This window comes from Proteiniclasticum ruminis DSM 24773, assembly GCF_000701905.1.
GTDB lineage: Bacteria > Bacillota > Clostridia > Clostridiales > Clostridiaceae > Proteiniclasticum > Proteiniclasticum ruminis.
Genome location: NZ_JNKC01000005.1, coordinates 270,956 through 285,091 on the forward strand (window position 1 = coordinate 270,956; position 14,136 = coordinate 285,091).

Sequence of the window (14,136 nt, forward strand, 5' to 3'; positions counted from 1 at the left end):
CTGCTCCTTTCTAACAAAATACGCCTAATACATGAACCGGTATGTTCAAAGTTTCCTGAAGATCCTTAAGGTGCTCTTTCCCAAGAGTCACCAGCAGTGCACTGGCCGGCCCGCAGGACTGATGCAGCAGAGGCTTTACACCTTCTGCCGGCAGGAACCTGATCTTTGAAGCGCTTTCCACAAGTGAGATTTCATGTGCCATTCCTCTGGATCCACCTGGCACTACTTCCCTGACATAGGGCAAATCTCTTAAGGTCTTCACATGATGGAGCATGAGGATCTTTTCTTTTTCCGTCTTCAGCACCTCCTCTCCACACTTTGCCTCTCCTACCATAACCGCCACATCCTGAGCCAGCGATTTTTTCAGCGGCCACTGCCTCTTTTCTATCCTCCCCATTACGGTAACGCCCAGCCCTGTGGCTGAAACATGGAAGTTTTCTTCCGTGCTGCCAGTGAGTGCAATAGAATGCATGGGATCATATTCTTTCAGCAGCGTATGTATCCCTCTCATCATTTCGGCCCCTGTGGGATTCATTTCCACAGACAGAGTGCTAGATAGGAGTAAAGGTTCTCCATGGACACAGAGAAGTTCCATCAGTGCCACCTTCGCTGTATGATAGCCCACGATAAAAGGCGATGTTCTGATCAGATCATGAGGTTTGTCCCCAATACCGCCAGCGCTGTCACAGGATACAGCCAGTAAGTACTCTTCATGAAAATCCACTAAGGTAAGATCCCGCCATTTCATAAATTTCCCTCCTTGAAGTTCCTTTTAAGAAGAAGATTGCCTAAGAACACCGCTCCTAAAATGTTCACAGCAGAAGCAGCACTGAGCGGAGTGATCAGACTAAGAAACATCCATTTCCCCTGAAGGGGCATACCCATGAAGCTGGAAGCCAGCGAGAGGATCAAAAGCGATACAGGGCCATTCAGAAGAATCCCGGCAGCCGCAGCAAGCACCCGATGGCCTTTTCCATACAGCACTCCAAACACCTGTACCGCCTCCATCATCAGAAGAGAGATCAAAACATGGAGGGGGAAAGACAACGGAAACCCACTGAATAGCGCAGTGAAAAAGTGTCCTAAAGCTCCTATGACACCCCCATAGATCGGCCCAAGAAAAATCGCACCAAGGAATGCTGGAAGCGCATCCAGGGCGATGGTTCCTTGAATTTTAAGAAGTGCGCCTATGTAGGAAAGTGCGATAAGAAGGCCAGACAGCGCCATCGGTTGAGATCTTTTATAAACGGTTCTGATTCTCATTCTGACTCCTCCATTTTCGTAAGTGATCCAGCATGGACTGTACGATCCCACCGCTGCTCCGTAAGTGAATATGCACATAAGAACCGTAGCAGTTGTTTTTCTTCTGACCCGTGCGGTATGTTTCATCCCGGCTGCCAAAATGCTTAGCGCACAAAAATTCCTGTTCTGTCTCTTTTGGTCCTACCCACTGGGAATGATGAAACTCATGTCCCTTCATCTCATAAGGACCGATGCGGATACTTGTGTATCCGAACCGCTGCAGGGTATCTGTCATTTCACAGGATCCTTCAAAAAATCCCACCATGTTATGTAAGGTTCCTTCCTTGTCTCTTATGCCCTGTGTCAGGTACATGTACCCTCCACACTCAGCGAAGGCTGGCATTCCCAGTGCCAACTTCCTATGGATTTCTTCCCGTAGGCTGCTGTTCTCTTCCAGCTTCTGCAAATGAAGCTCAGGAAACCCACCTCCGAAGTACAGACCATCCAAGTGCTCCGGTAATCGTTTGTCTCTCAGAGGGCTGAAGGGAATCAGCTGAACGCCTTTTTGTCTCAGCTGTTCGAGATTATCCTCATAATAGAAGCTGAAAGCTTCATCCTCTGCGATGCCAAGCCGCAGCAGATCCTTCATTTCTTTTTTCTCCTCTACGAGTGGCTCTGCCTGCTTAGGGTCAGATGCTCTTACGGTAAGATCCAGAAGCGCCGAAAGGTTCAGATGCTTTTCAATAAACCGTCCCATATTTGTGATTTTTTCGCTGATTCCCCCCTGGTAAAGGGGATCAAGCTGAAGCCCCAGGTGCCTGGACTGAAATTCCATGACAGGATCTTCTGGCAAGTAGCCAAGACAGGGCACTCCTGTTTTCTCCATGATGCTGCTTTCGATGAGTTCATAATGACGGGCCGAAGACACTCGGTTCAAGATGACCCCTCGGAGATTCACATCCAAATCAAATTCTTTTATGCCAAGAACCACCGCTGCAGCGGTTTTTGACATGGCCTTCGCATCCAGAACCAGAATCACTGGAATGGACAAGAGCTTAGCAACAGATGCGGTGCTTCCTTCCATGGATTTGATTCCGCTGCCGTCATAGAGACCCATGACGCCTTCTACCACAGAAATATCACTGTATGCACTGGCTTTCTTGTATACATCGTAAATCCCCTCTTTCCCCATCATAAAAAGATCCAAATTATGGCTCACTTTTCCTGATGCAGTTTTCTGAAAAGACGGATCAATGTAATCCGGCCCAACCTTAAAGGGCTGCACGGAGAACCCTCTCTCTTTCAGCGCGGACAAAATCCCCATGGTTACAGCAGTTTTGCCAGAACTGCTTGAAATGGCAGCAATGACCATATGATGCATGTTTTTCCCTCCTTACAAAAAAAATAACACACGGAAATCCGTGTGTTTTCAGGCAAAATAAAAACGCACAAACTTCCCTCCGAAGCTTTCGCAGTATCCATACAACAAGGCAGGTCTCCTGACTTACAGATCTTCTTACTCTCTTCCCCTTCCCGGATCTCAGATCCAGTGGGTATTGAAGATTTCATCCCTGTACACAGTAGCGGGGGCTGTAGAGGAATCTAACCTCTTTCCCTTTTAAGCTTTTGCTGTTACACAAAAGCACCTCTTGTATTATTCAGTTGATTGATTATGTTCAGTATAGAATATCACGATATGAAATGTCAAAGGAAAAATGGAAGATAAATTTCTTTATTTTTTTGACATCCTCCATATTTCCTTTAGCCTCATAGCGTCTCCTCCATATTTTTCATATTTATCTGTATTCCAGTATATCTCCCGGTTGGCAGTCCAGGGCTCTACAGATGGCTTCCAGTGTGGAAAATCTGATGGCTTTGGCTTTTCCGGTTTTCAGATTTGAAACATTAGCTAAGGTGATTCCCACCTTTTCAGAAAGTTCCGTAACGCTCATTTTCCTTTTGGCAAGCATCACATCCAGATTCACAATAATTGGCATAAATATCCCCCTCCTTATACAGTGAGATCATTTTCTTCTTTGATTACCAACGCTTTTCTCAGAAGTTCCTCTAAAATACCTGCGATAAGCCCAATCATCATGGAAGCCAGCATGATCAGAATACCGAGCAGGCCGATTCCTGGGCTGAGATCCACAAGCTGTATCAGCACCACAAACCCGATAAAATACATCACTGTGATCAGAAAAGAGGATCTTTTGATGTTCCTGAGATGGGTCACAGACTTGACAGAGAAAGCCTCATTGATTGCCACTTTTCTGCTGAGTCTCAGACCTTCCACGATGGCAAAGAGAAATGGCAGTACAGTAAGATAGATGCCAACGAGAAGAGGATACTTGAGATAAGCATACTCCGGTGCATCTTTTGCAAAAAATGCAGCTGTATCTGGAAGCCAGAATACACAGAGAAGCAGAATACATAAAGTGATAAACAAAACACCAATCTGGAACAGGGGAATACTCATTCTTTTCATTTGGATACCTCACTTTTTTCTTTATGTACATATCTTATCACACTATTTATTGATTATCAATAAATAATTATCGAATAAAAGAGAGGGATTGCTCCCTCTCTGATTCAGGTCTGATTGTGTTTTTGGCAGCTGAAGTTCCTGCAGGAGCTGACGCTTTTTACGTCCTGTCCATAAGAAACACCACGGAGTTATGCCATGGCCACAGCTGTATCTAAGGCGATTTTCATCATTTCATTGAATGTTTCCTGTCTCTCCTGCGCAGTGGTTTCTTCCCCTGTGATGAGACTGTCTGAGACTGTAAGAAGAGTCAATGCATTCACACCAGCCAAGGCAGCTTCTGTGTAAAGTGCAGCCGCTTCCATCTCTACTCCCAGTGTTCCAGCATCCATGAAAAGTTTTGTTGCACCTGTTGTATCATAGAATATGTCAGAACTTAATACATTTCCAACATGAACATCTATGCCCAGTCCCTTTGCACTTTCATGGGCCTTGTAAAGAAGCTCAAAACTTGCAGTTGCTGCAAAGTCCATGCCTCTAAAACGGTTCTTATTGATGGATGAGGTTGTGGATGCTGAGCTTGCAAGAATCACATCTCTGATCTTCACATGCTCCTGCATAGCGCCACAGCTGCCCACTCTCATGAGGTTCTTTACCCCATACTCATGAATCAGTTCATGAACATAGATGGAGATGGATGGTATACCCATTCCAGTACCCATAACAGATACTTCCACACCTTTATATGTTCCAGTAAAACCAAGCATTCCCCGTACTTCATTAAACTGTTTCGGATTCTCCAGGAATGTTTCTGCAATGTATTTTGCACGAAGCGGATCTCCTGGAAGCAGTATTGTTTTTGCGATATCGCCTTTTTTAGCACCAATATGTGTTGACATTGGTTTCCCTCCATATTTCCATATATTATTACAGAGAATGCAGAATGAAGCTGCATCATCTGTAAGTATCCTCTTCTATTTTAACATGTTCAAAGAAAAAAAGTGCGTTGTTCGATAAAATCTTACTCTCAAAGAATCAAGGAATCAGAACATCCATTCCGGAACATTCGTTTGATTTCAGGTCTTTTCCATGCTATAATAGGCTTAAAATCAGTTTGGGGTGAACTTATGAGAAAAGGCCAAGAAAAAAAAGAAATGGTATATGAGTATCTTCTTTCCTTTACAGAGGCTAAGGGATATCCACCATCTGTCCGTGAAATCTGCAGTGCGCTTGATATTAAGTCCACATCCTCTGTGCACTCCTATCTCAATCAGTTGGAGTCAGACGGTAAAATTGAAAGGGATCCTACAAAACCACGTGCCTTGATGATACCTGAACTCATCAACAAGAGCATTGAAATGGTCCCAATTCCCATGGTGGGTAAAATCACCGCAGGTGAGCCCGTCCTTGCTGTAGAAAACGTTGAAGATTATTTCCAGATGCCTTTGAAATTTGTGAAACACGATAACGATCTCTTCATCCTGAGGGTCGAGGGAGAAAGTATGATTGAAGCTGGAATCCATAATGGCGACTTTGCCATCATCGAAAAAGCCAGCAGCGCAAAAAACGGAGACATAGTAGTGGCGATGATTGGCAGTGACGCCACCATCAAAAGATATTTCAAGGAAAAAAATCATGTAAGGCTTCAGCCAGAAAACTCAAGTATGGCACCGATCATTGTCATGGAATGTGAGATCCTCGGTAAATTAGTTGGCCTCTACAGAAAATACTAGAACAAGAAGCGCCTGGCAGGATTATTTCTGCCAGGCGCTTCTTCAGTTATGATTCTTCGTCAATATACTCTTTGTCCAATTTTTCCTGATTCAAGATCACTTTCAGCACTTTGATTCTTTTCCCAGCCATCTGCTGGACTTTAAATCCATGTCCTCCGTAATAAACGGTGTCTCCTTTTTTAGGGACTCGTCCCAACCTTTCAATCACATATCCGCCGATGGAGTCCGCGTTCTCAGATTCTATCTCAAACCCAAGGCTGTCATTAAAATCATCAATGGAGACCAGGGCATCCACCAGATAGATGTTGTCTGTAACTTTATTGATATATTCGTCCATGACATCATGCTCATCATAAATATTACCGACGATTTCCTCCAGGATATCCTCAATGGTCACAATGCCTGAAAATCCGCCGTACTCATCCAGGAGAATGGCCATTTGTGCATTGGCCACCTGCATCTCTTTGAAAAGATCATCAATATATTTATTCTCCGGTGCAAAATATGGTTTTCGAAGAATATCCTCGATGTTGCCAGGTTTTCCTTTATTGACCAGTTCACGGAATAAATCTTTGATAAAAAGGATGCCAATGACATTATCCACTTCATCCAGATAGAATGGAATTCTAGAATAATTGCCGTTGGTTACCTTCGCGATGACATTATGAGTGGGCTCTGAGATTTCAATCATTTCTACTTCTGTTCTCGGGGTCATGATTTCTCTTGCAAGTTTATTGTCAAACTCAAAAATCCCATCCAGCATATCACGTTCCGTCTCATTGATGACACCTTTTTCTTTTCCCACTTCAATGATGGAACGGATCTCTTCAAGAGACACATTTTCCTCCAGCTTATCCGTATGAATGCCAAAAAGTCTCGCAAAAAGACTGGTGGAAAATGAAAGAAACAGCACAAACGGTTTTAAGATCGTAGCCACAAAACCGATGATCGGCACCATGGTCATGGCGATTTTCTCTGAGTTCTGAAGAGCAATACGTTTTGGTAGCAGTTCACCAAAAACCAAAGTGAAATAAGCCAAAACAATTGTAATAAGTACAATTGCCATCTGCTGATTGATTCTGATGTTGATAGAAGCAAAGAGCATTGTCACTTCTTGTGCAATTCCTGTAGCAGCCTGAGCGGATGCCAGGAATCCGGCAAGGGTAATCCCAACTTGAATGGTCGAAAGAAAATCGCTCGGTCTTTCAAGTATTTTCTGAAGCTTCAGTGCTCGGGGATTTCCTTTGTCCGCCTCCACACCAATGCGGACCTTGTTGGCAGACACCATGGCCATTTCAGCCATCGCAAAAAATGCATTGACAAATATAAGAAATACAATGGTTAACAACTGGGGACCTAAATCACTTTCCATACACTCATTCTAGGCAGTAAGCCTATTCTTTTCTCCTTTTAATATAAATTTCTTGAAATAAACTGATTACATTATAGCATAAGTTCTCAAGAATCTATAGGATTCTTGAGAGCGCAATAAGAACACCTACCTTTCCGTGGTCAAAGCTCAAACCGCCCTGAAAATAAGCTGTGTACGGTTCTCTAATCGGGGCATCGCAAGACAGCTCAATGGATGCTCCCTGTATGAAGGCTCCCGCTGCCATGATGACCTGATCTTTATAGCCAGGCATATCCCAAGGCTCACAGCTTGCATTGGAGTCTATCGGTGCTCCATATTGGATTCCCTTGACAAAATCAATGAGCTTCTCTTTGTTCCTGAAGGTGATGGCCTGCACAATATCCGTTCGCTTCGCTTCCGCTTTCGGATGCACTTCATATCCGGCAAGTTCTAGAAGCTTTGCTGTATATACTGCAGTTTTCAGAGCTTCCATGGAGATCTGAGGTGCCAGGAAAAGACCTTGGAAAAATGTGCGCATCACACCGAATGTTGATCCGCATTCTCCTCCAAGCCCTGGCACCGTCAGCCTGTAAGAGGCCAAATCCACAAGATTCGCTTTTCCTGCAATATATCCACCCGTAGGAGATATGCCGCCACCCGCATTCTTGATGAGCGATCCGGCAACGATATCAGCTCCTACTTCGATAGGTTCACGTTCTTCAATGAACTCTCCATAACAGTTGTCCACAAAAATGACTGTCTCAGGAAATTCTTTTCTGATCTCATTAATGGCATGACCAATCTCTTCGATGGTAAAACTATTTCTTTCCGCATAGCCTTTACTTCTCTGAATATGAAGCATTTTAACGGATGGATCTTTTTTCAGATACTCTATGACTTTATCCACTTGAATGGCATTTTCCTTCAGCTCAATCTCCGCATAGCGGACTCCGAAATCATAAAGAGACCCTGTGTTTTCATCTTCTTTTGTCTGTTCGATGCCAATGACTCCATGAATGGTGTCATACGGTCTGCCGGTGATTGCAAGAAGGGTGTCTCCAGGTCTTAATATACCATAGAGCACGCAGGATATGGCATGGGTGCCGCTGACAAACTGAGGTCTTACTAGAGCTTTCTCTGCTTTGAAAATTCTTGCGTACACCTGGTCCAGCGTATCTCTCCCAATGTCTCCATATCCGTAGCCTGTGGTATTGGTGAAATGATAATCGCTGATTTTCTCCTCCTGAAATGCCTTGAGCACCTTAAACTGGTTATATTCCCGAATATCCTCATACTCTTTAAAGAGAGGCGTCACTGCTTCCATGGCCTTCTCGTGCAGAGCGAGGGCCTTTTCACTGATGTTGTATTCTTTCATGAGATATTCTTTTGATTTATAATACATGGTTTACTTCCTTTCAATGTCCTACTATTTTCACAATCAATTTATCATTATAGCACAAAGTCTCTGGCTTTCAAACAATCTGGTTTCCCCAAAAAAAAGCACCTGTCCCTAAAGACAGGTCTTTTCACTTTCTATTCTTCCTCATCCAGAATCAGGATGGGTTTTAGTGGTGTAATGGTGGTCACCGCATGCTTATAGACAAGCATCTGTTTGTCTTCGGTCTCCAGTACTATGACATAATTGTCAAATCCCCGTACCATGCCTTTCAGCTGAAATCCATTCACCAGATGTATGGTCACTGTCATTTTTGTTTTTCTTGCCCCATTTAAGAAAACATCCTGAAAATTATTGATGGCTTTGCTCACGGATACTCCCCCCACTTTATCTTATTCATAGTTTATATATATGATTCTTTCATTATAATACAGTTTTTAAAAATGTACTACTCTCTTATGGATTTTTCTAGAATCTGTATGATTTCTTCATCAGAATACTGCTCTTTTGACAGTTCCTCCGCATATTTTTCGTTTCTGAACCACGTCAGCTGCCTCTTTGCATAGTTTCTGGATCTCATTTTCACAAGATCCACTGCTCCTTCCAAAGAGAGGACACCATCCAGATAGGACAGAATCTCCTTGTACCCGATCCCTTGCATGGAAATATATGAAGAGTTCAGTCCACTCTTCTGCAAATGCTCCACTTCCTCCAAGAGACCCCTTTTCATCATAACCTCTACTCTCTCATCAATATCCTCATAAAGCTTTTTCCTGTCTTTATTGAGATAGAAGTAATGAATCTCATATTCTTTTCGTAATCCCCGTTCATCTTTGAAACTGGAAAAGGGCTTTCCCGTAAGGTGATACACCTCAAGAGCCCGTACAACCCGTTTCACATTGTTGGGATGGATGGCTGTGGCTGCCTCCAAATCCACTATTTTCAGTTTCTCATGAAGAAAAAGAGGTCCATGCTCCTTTGCTTCCTCTTCCAGTTCCTTTCTGAGCACAGCATCACTGCCGCCTTCTGTAAAGGAAAGATTCTTAATTACAGCATCGATATAAAGTCCTGTGCCACCCACAAGAATGGCAGGTTTGCCTCTCTTGTGGATGTCATGAATAGCTGCCTCAGCAAGATCTTTATAATCTGATACCGTAAAGGCATCAAAAGGCGATACCACATCTATGAGATGATGAGGCACTCTTTCCATTTCCTCTCTGGTGGCCTTTGCAGAGCCAATGTCCATCCCTTTATAGATCTGCATGGAATCACAAGATACAATTTCCCCTTGCAGCGTCTCTGCCACCTGAAGAGATATTTCCGTTTTCCCAACACCCGTGGGACCAGATATGATTACTATTTTTCTCATACAATTCTCCTGAACATCTTTTGCATGTCTTTCTCCGTCAGTTTCACAAGCGTCGGTCTTCCATGGGGACAGGAGAAAGGTTCCTCGATGAACCGCAATGTTTCAATCAGATGCCGCATTTCTTCCATCGTAAGCTCCTCATATGCTTTAATCGAGGCTTTACAAGCTGCAGTTGCGATTCTTAAATACTTCACTTCCTCTTTGCTCCCTTTTCCCAGATTTCTGATGTTATCCAGAATCTCATGGAAATAAGGTGCTGCTTCCGTTTTCCCTAGAAAAATAGGTACTTCCCGGATGGCAACACTTCGGTCACCAAACTCCTCCAGAAGGAACCCAGCCTCTTTCAGAACTTCTTTATTTTCAAGATACAGCTGATGGTCATCCATGGAAAGGTCAAGAATTTCCGGAATCAGAAGCCCTTGGGCAGCCACATGTCCGTTTTTGATTTCTTCCATATATTTCTCGAAGTTTATTTTTTCATGGGCTGCATGCTGATCAAAGATGTACAGCTCATCCTGAATCTCTGTCAGTATATAGGTGGCCCTGAACTGCCCGATGATCCTTGGCATTGGGAATTTCGCGGTGGGTTTCCCTGTATTTTCTTCAGGTCTCGCAGCGGGAACAGTATCTGCCTTCAGCTCTTCAAAAGACTCCTTCAACATAGAATCCTGGTGCCGTACTGCACCTTCTCTCTTCATGGCATCCAGGGCTTTCTTATCCTCTTCGATCTTCACAACCCTTGGATCCTTTGTGACATCTACCGGTATATCAATGCGCACTGGCCCTGTCTCTGGATGTCTCAGCTGCTCATACCTGTCTGGTTCCTCTTCCTCCTGAATTCTGAAGGTCTCCTGAAGCCCTTCACGCAGAGACTGATGTATGGTGCCGAATACACTTTTGAACATATGACCATCATCTTCAAATTTTATTTCTGCCTTCTGAGGATGAATATTCACATCGATGAGCTCCGGGAAGATCTCTATGTTAATGACAAAAAAAGGAAATCGGCTTGAAGTGGCAAATGATTTGAACGCCTTTTCCGCTGCAGTGGTGATGACCTTTGACTGCACCAGCCTTTTATTGACAAAAATAGTCTCATGGGCCCTTGAGCCTCTGGAGATCTCTTCATGTCCGATGAATCCGAAGATACTGAAGGAATCATAATGATTTTCAAAGTAAAACACATGATCATGGACTTTCTTGCTGTAAACTTGCCGGATCACATCTTTCTGATTTCCCGTGCCGTAAGTTCTCAGCATCTCCTTCCCATCTACAACCAACCGGAACGATATGGAGGGATGAGCCATGGAAATCTTTGAAACGATCTCGGAGATGATAGACCCTTCTCTGGAGGGAGTCTTCAGAAACTTCTTTCTTGCGGGCACATTATAAAAAAGATCCCGTATTTCCATGAGCGTTCCCTGGTCCATGGAGGAGTACTTCTCATAACGAATCTCTCCCCCTTCAATGAGGATCTCCCGGCCATCCTGCTCTCTGGTCTTGGACCTGGTGAGAATTTTAGAAACAGAGGCTATACTCGAGAGAGCTTCTCCACGAAATCCCATGGTCTGGATGGAAAACAGATCATCCGCTGTGCGGATTTTACTGGTGGCGTGAGGAAGAAACGCATTTCTAAGGTCCTCCTCCAAAATGCCTTCTCCGTTGTCTACAATTTTAATAAGTTCTTCTCCACCAGCCTGAATTTCCACATAAATTTCCGTAGCACCGGCATCAATGGAGTTCTCCACCAGCTCTTTCACGACAGAAGCGGGCCGTTCCACCACTTCTCCTGCTGCAATTTTATTAAAGGTATCTTTTGTTAGAAGATTGATCTTCCCCATCAGTTCACGTCCTTTGCTTCCTGATTCAGTTCATAAAGAATACGCTGTGCATCCAGTGGACTCATGGATAGCACATCAAGACTTCTCAGCTTTTCGAGCACATGATCTTTCTCAAAATCAAATATGTCCATCTGAAGAACCCCTGAATCCTCTTTTACTTTATGTGTGGCCTTTGCTGTTCTCTTTTCTTTTTTCTCCAGTTTTGCCAGGATTTCTTTTGCTCTTGCAAGAAGATTCTTTGGAAGTCCTGCAAGCCTTGCTACCTCTATCCCATAAGATTCATCCGCACCTCCAGGTACGATTTTTCTGAGAAAGGCAATATTTTTCCCCACCTCTTTTACAAGGACGGAGTAGTTCCTGATGCCATAGAGTTCTTCCTCGAGAGCTGTCAGTTCATGATAATGCGTAGCAAACAGAGTTTTCGCCCCTTGAATCTCACTGAGAATATGTTCAATGACAGCCCAGGCGATGGAAAGTCCATCATAAGTACTGGTTCCTCTACCCACTTCATCCAAAATAATCAGAGAGTTTTCTGTCGCATGCAGGAGAATATCCGACACCTCACTCATCTCCACCATAAAGGTGGACTTTCCGCCAGCCAGATCATCCGATGCGCCGATTCGCGTGAAGATGCGGTCACAGATGGGCAGGCTCGCCTCTTTTGCAGGTACAAAGGATCCAACCTGAGCCATGAGACTCATCAGTGCGGTCTGTCTCATATAAGTGGACTTACCGGCCATATTCGGACCAGTGATGATGAGAAAACGTTCTTTGTCCCGATCCATATAGAGGTCATTGGACACAAACTCCCCTTTTTTCATCATCTGTTCCACCACTGGATGTCTGCCTTCAAGGATTCTTATTTTTCCATCTTCATTGATCTGCGGTTTCACATAGCCGTTATTACGAGCTACTTTGGCAAGGCACTGATAACAGTCCAGATCGGCAATAATCCTTGCGGTCTGCTTGAGACGCTCTATCTCACCTTCCACTTTATCTCTGATATCCTGAAAAACTTTATATTCAAGATCCGCAAGCTTCTCTTCAGCTCCTAAGATTTTATCTTCAATATCTTTCAGCTCCTGTGTGATGAATCTCTCCGCATTCGCTAAGGTCTGTTTTCTGATATAGCGGCCTTCCGGAATACTGCTGTAGTTGGATTTTGAAATTTCAATGTAGTATCCGAATACCTTGTTATACCCGACTTTGAGACTTTTGATGCCTGTGAAATCCCGTTCTTTCTGCTCCATTTCAGCAATATATCTCTTGCCGTTCTGCTTCAGATTCCGCAGTTCCTCAATCTCCTTATGAAAACTGCTTCTGATGACGCCGCCATCTTTTAAGGCAAGTGGGGCATCCTCTTCAATGCTGTCCTCTAAAAGTGTATAAACATCTGACAGCACATCAAACTTTCTCGAAAGCCTTGAGAGTTCACCGTAATCCACCTGTTTCAGGAGGCTCTCCACAATCGGCAGCTTCCCTAGAGACTTCTTTAAAGTGACCATTTCTTTAGGATTTACGGACTTGAGTGCAATCTTGGAGACAATCCGCTCAATATCAAAAACACCTTTCAGCGCCTCTCTCATATCCTCCAGCAGGTTCAGATTCTGGTAGAACGCCTCCACAGCATCCAGACGCTTCACTACAAGCTCTTTGTTCAGCAGAGGAGCTTCGATCCATCTTCTCAGGTTTCTCGACCCCATGGCGGTTTCCGTGTCATCTAGAACCCATAGAAGGCTTCCCTTCTTGCTCTTGTCCACGATATTTTCTGTAAGTTCCAGGTTCCTTTTCGTATTGATATCTAACGCCATGGAATCTTCTGTGTTATAAATCTCCAAATGCGTGATATTGGTTAATGCGGTTTTCTGTGTTTCCTCCAGATATTGAAGCAGTAAAGCGGATGCGGAAGCTACCACACGATTGTACCCTCCGGTTACACTCTTGAAGTAATTCTGTACACTGCCCTTTTCCAGAGAATCATCGAGCTCTCTCAAATTCACCAGGACATTCCATTTTTTCTGAAGCTCCTCTCCTAGAGAATCCTCGGTGACAATGACTTCCTTTGGTGTGAACTTGCTCATCTCATTGTGAAGCGAGGAAAGGTTTTGTGGAACATAGGTCCCCTGAAACTCTCCCGTAGAGAGATCGCAAAAAGCTACCCCATACCACTCTTCCTGAGACGTGACCGCCATCACATAATTATTTCTTTTATTGTCCACGAAGTTTTCATCAAGAAGTGTTCCCGGAGTGACAATTCGGATCACATCTCTTTTGACAATTCCCTTGGCCTCTTTAGGATCTTCCACTTGCTCACAAATACCGACTTTATATCCTTTTTGAATCAGTTTCCCAATATAGCCTGCTGCTGCATGGTAAGGAATTCCACACATGGGCGCTCGTTCTTCCAGACCACAATCTCTGCCTGTCAGGACAAGTTCCAGCTCCTTGGATGCAGTTTCCGCATCCTCAAAAAACATCTCATAGAAGTCACCCAGTCTATAAAAAAGAATACAGTCCTTATACTGCTCTTTAATTGTAAAATACTGCTGCATCATTGGGGTCAAAGCCATTTTCTATTCCTCCGTTAAGATAATAGTCAGGTGATTACTCATTTAAATCATAGAACCTGATCTATGTTTACCAGTCTGTACACTGCATTACATCTATTATACTAAAAAGCACCTGAAAAATATAATAAGAATCTGGAGAATAGACATAT

Annotated in this window: 13 protein-coding genes and 1 riboswitch; of the genes, 1 reads left to right on the forward strand and 12 read right to left on the reverse strand. The window is 43.8% G+C overall.

From position 1 onward, the window contains the following. Window positions 1-10: 10 nt before the first annotated feature. The 6 genes from T487_RS0107965 to deoD form a co-directional block, all read right to left on the reverse strand. Window positions 11-748, reverse strand: coding sequence for an AIR synthase related protein (locus T487_RS0107965; RefSeq protein ID WP_031576280.1), 738 nt, complete (start codon window positions 746-748; stop codon window positions 11-13). Next, on the reverse strand, window positions 745-1,263 hold the full coding sequence (locus T487_RS0107970) for an ECF transporter S component (protein ID WP_036909306.1): 519 nt from the start codon (window positions 1,261-1,263) through the stop codon (window positions 745-747). The genes T487_RS0107965 and T487_RS0107970 overlap by 4 nt, the downstream gene beginning before the upstream one ends. Beyond that, entirely contained in the window at window positions 1,241-2,623 is a 1,383-nt protein-coding gene (locus T487_RS0107975) for a cobyrinic acid a,c-diamide synthase CobB (RefSeq protein ID WP_031576284.1), read from the reverse strand. Before T487_RS0107975 ends, T487_RS0107970 begins: the two co-directional genes overlap by 23 nt. 91 nt (window positions 2,624-2,714) lie before the next feature. Then, window positions 2,715-2,909, reverse strand: a riboswitch (cobalamin riboswitch). Between the two features lie 129 nt (window positions 2,910-3,038). Continuing rightward, the gene (locus T487_RS0107980) at window positions 3,039-3,239 is read right to left on the reverse strand and encodes a helix-turn-helix domain-containing protein (protein WP_031576286.1); all 201 of its coding nucleotides are present in this window, start codon (window positions 3,237-3,239) and stop codon (window positions 3,039-3,041) included. Window positions 3,240-3,253: 14 nt separating this feature from the next. Beyond that, window positions 3,254-3,730 carry a DUF2975 domain-containing protein gene (locus T487_RS0107985; RefSeq protein ID WP_031576288.1) on the reverse strand — a complete coding sequence of 159 codons (477 nt, stop codon included), beginning with the start codon at window positions 3,728-3,730 and terminating at the stop codon, window positions 3,254-3,256. A 188-nt stretch (window positions 3,731-3,918) separates the two neighbouring features. Continuing rightward, entirely contained in the window at window positions 3,919-4,626 is a 708-nt protein-coding gene (deoD, locus tag T487_RS0107990; protein WP_031576290.1) for a purine-nucleoside phosphorylase, read from the reverse strand. Window positions 4,627-4,854: 228 nt separating this feature from the next. On the opposite strand from deoD, the gene lexA reads away from it, so the two are divergent. Next, complete coding sequence (gene lexA, locus T487_RS0107995; RefSeq protein ID WP_031576291.1) at window positions 4,855-5,460, forward strand: transcriptional repressor LexA; 606 nt, start codon at window positions 4,855-4,857, stop codon at window positions 5,458-5,460. Between the two features lie 46 nt (window positions 5,461-5,506). Here the strand turns inward: lexA and T487_RS0108000 are convergent, their stop codons facing one another. The 6 genes from T487_RS0108000 to mutS all read right to left on the reverse strand — a co-directional run bounded on the left by T487_RS0108000 (window position 5,507) and on the right by mutS (window position 13,987). Beyond that, window positions 5,507-6,832, reverse strand: a complete 1,326-nt coding sequence (locus T487_RS0108000; protein ID WP_031576292.1) for a hemolysin family protein — start codon at window positions 6,830-6,832, stop codon at window positions 5,507-5,509. Window positions 6,833-6,926: 94 nt separating this feature from the next. Then, window positions 6,927-8,213 (reverse strand): methionine gamma-lyase family protein, encoded by a 1,287-nt coding sequence (locus T487_RS0108005; protein ID WP_031576294.1) that lies wholly within the window; start codon window positions 8,211-8,213, stop codon window positions 6,927-6,929. 131 nt (window positions 8,214-8,344) lie between these two features. Continuing rightward, window positions 8,345-8,578 (reverse strand): RNA chaperone Hfq, encoded by a 234-nt coding sequence (gene hfq / locus T487_RS0108010; RefSeq protein WP_031576296.1) that lies wholly within the window; start codon window positions 8,576-8,578, stop codon window positions 8,345-8,347. A gap of 77 nt (window positions 8,579-8,655) precedes the next feature. After that, window positions 8,656-9,576, reverse strand: a complete 921-nt coding sequence (gene miaA / locus T487_RS0108015; RefSeq protein WP_031576298.1) for a tRNA (adenosine(37)-N6)-dimethylallyltransferase MiaA — start codon at window positions 9,574-9,576, stop codon at window positions 8,656-8,658. Next, a complete protein-coding gene (gene mutL, locus T487_RS0108020) occupies window positions 9,573-11,417 on the reverse strand; it encodes a DNA mismatch repair endonuclease MutL (protein WP_031576300.1) in 1,845 nt (614 codons plus the stop codon). Before mutL ends, miaA begins: the two co-directional genes overlap by 4 nt. Continuing rightward, on the reverse strand, window positions 11,417-13,987 hold the full coding sequence (gene mutS / locus T487_RS0108025; RefSeq protein ID WP_031576302.1) for a DNA mismatch repair protein MutS: 2,571 nt from the start codon (window positions 13,985-13,987) through the stop codon (window positions 11,417-11,419). The genes mutL and mutS overlap by 1 nt, the downstream gene beginning before the upstream one ends. Window positions 13,988-14,136 lie beyond the last annotated feature (149 nt).

Coding starts and splice junctions, on each gene's coding strand:
- T487_RS0107965 (WP_031576280.1), bottom strand. CDS start 748: ATGAAATGGCGGGATCTTACCTTAGTGGATTTTCATGAAGAGTACTTA.
- T487_RS0107970 (WP_036909306.1), bottom strand. CDS start 1,263: ATGAGAATCAGAACCGTTTATAAAAGATCTCAACCGATGGCGCTGTCT.
- T487_RS0107975 (WP_031576284.1), bottom strand. CDS start 2,623: ATGCATCATATGGTCATTGCTGCCATTTCAAGCAGTTCTGGCAAAACT.
- T487_RS0107980 (WP_031576286.1), bottom strand. CDS start 3,239: ATGCCAATTATTGTGAATCTGGATGTGATGCTTGCCAAAAGGAAAATG.
- T487_RS0107985 (WP_031576288.1), bottom strand. CDS start 3,730: ATGAAAAGAATGAGTATTCCCCTGTTCCAGATTGGTGTTTTGTTTATC.
- deoD (WP_031576290.1), bottom strand. CDS start 4,626: ATGTCAACACATATTGGTGCTAAAAAAGGCGATATCGCAAAAACAATA.
- lexA (WP_031576291.1), top strand. CDS start 4,855: ATGAGAAAAGGCCAAGAAAAAAAAGAAATGGTATATGAGTATCTTCTT.
- T487_RS0108000 (WP_031576292.1), bottom strand. CDS start 6,832: ATGGAAAGTGATTTAGGTCCCCAGTTGTTAACCATTGTATTTCTTATA.
- T487_RS0108005 (WP_031576294.1), bottom strand. CDS start 8,213: ATGTATTATAAATCAAAAGAATATCTCATGAAAGAATACAACATCAGT.
- miaA (WP_031576298.1), bottom strand. CDS start 9,576: ATGAGAAAAATAGTAATCATATCTGGTCCCACGGGTGTTGGGAAAACG.
- mutL (WP_031576300.1), bottom strand. CDS start 11,417: ATGGGGAAGATCAATCTTCTAACAAAAGATACCTTTAATAAAATTGCA.
- mutS (WP_031576302.1), bottom strand. CDS start 13,987: ATGGCTTTGACCCCAATGATGCAGCAGTATTTTACAATTAAAGAGCAG.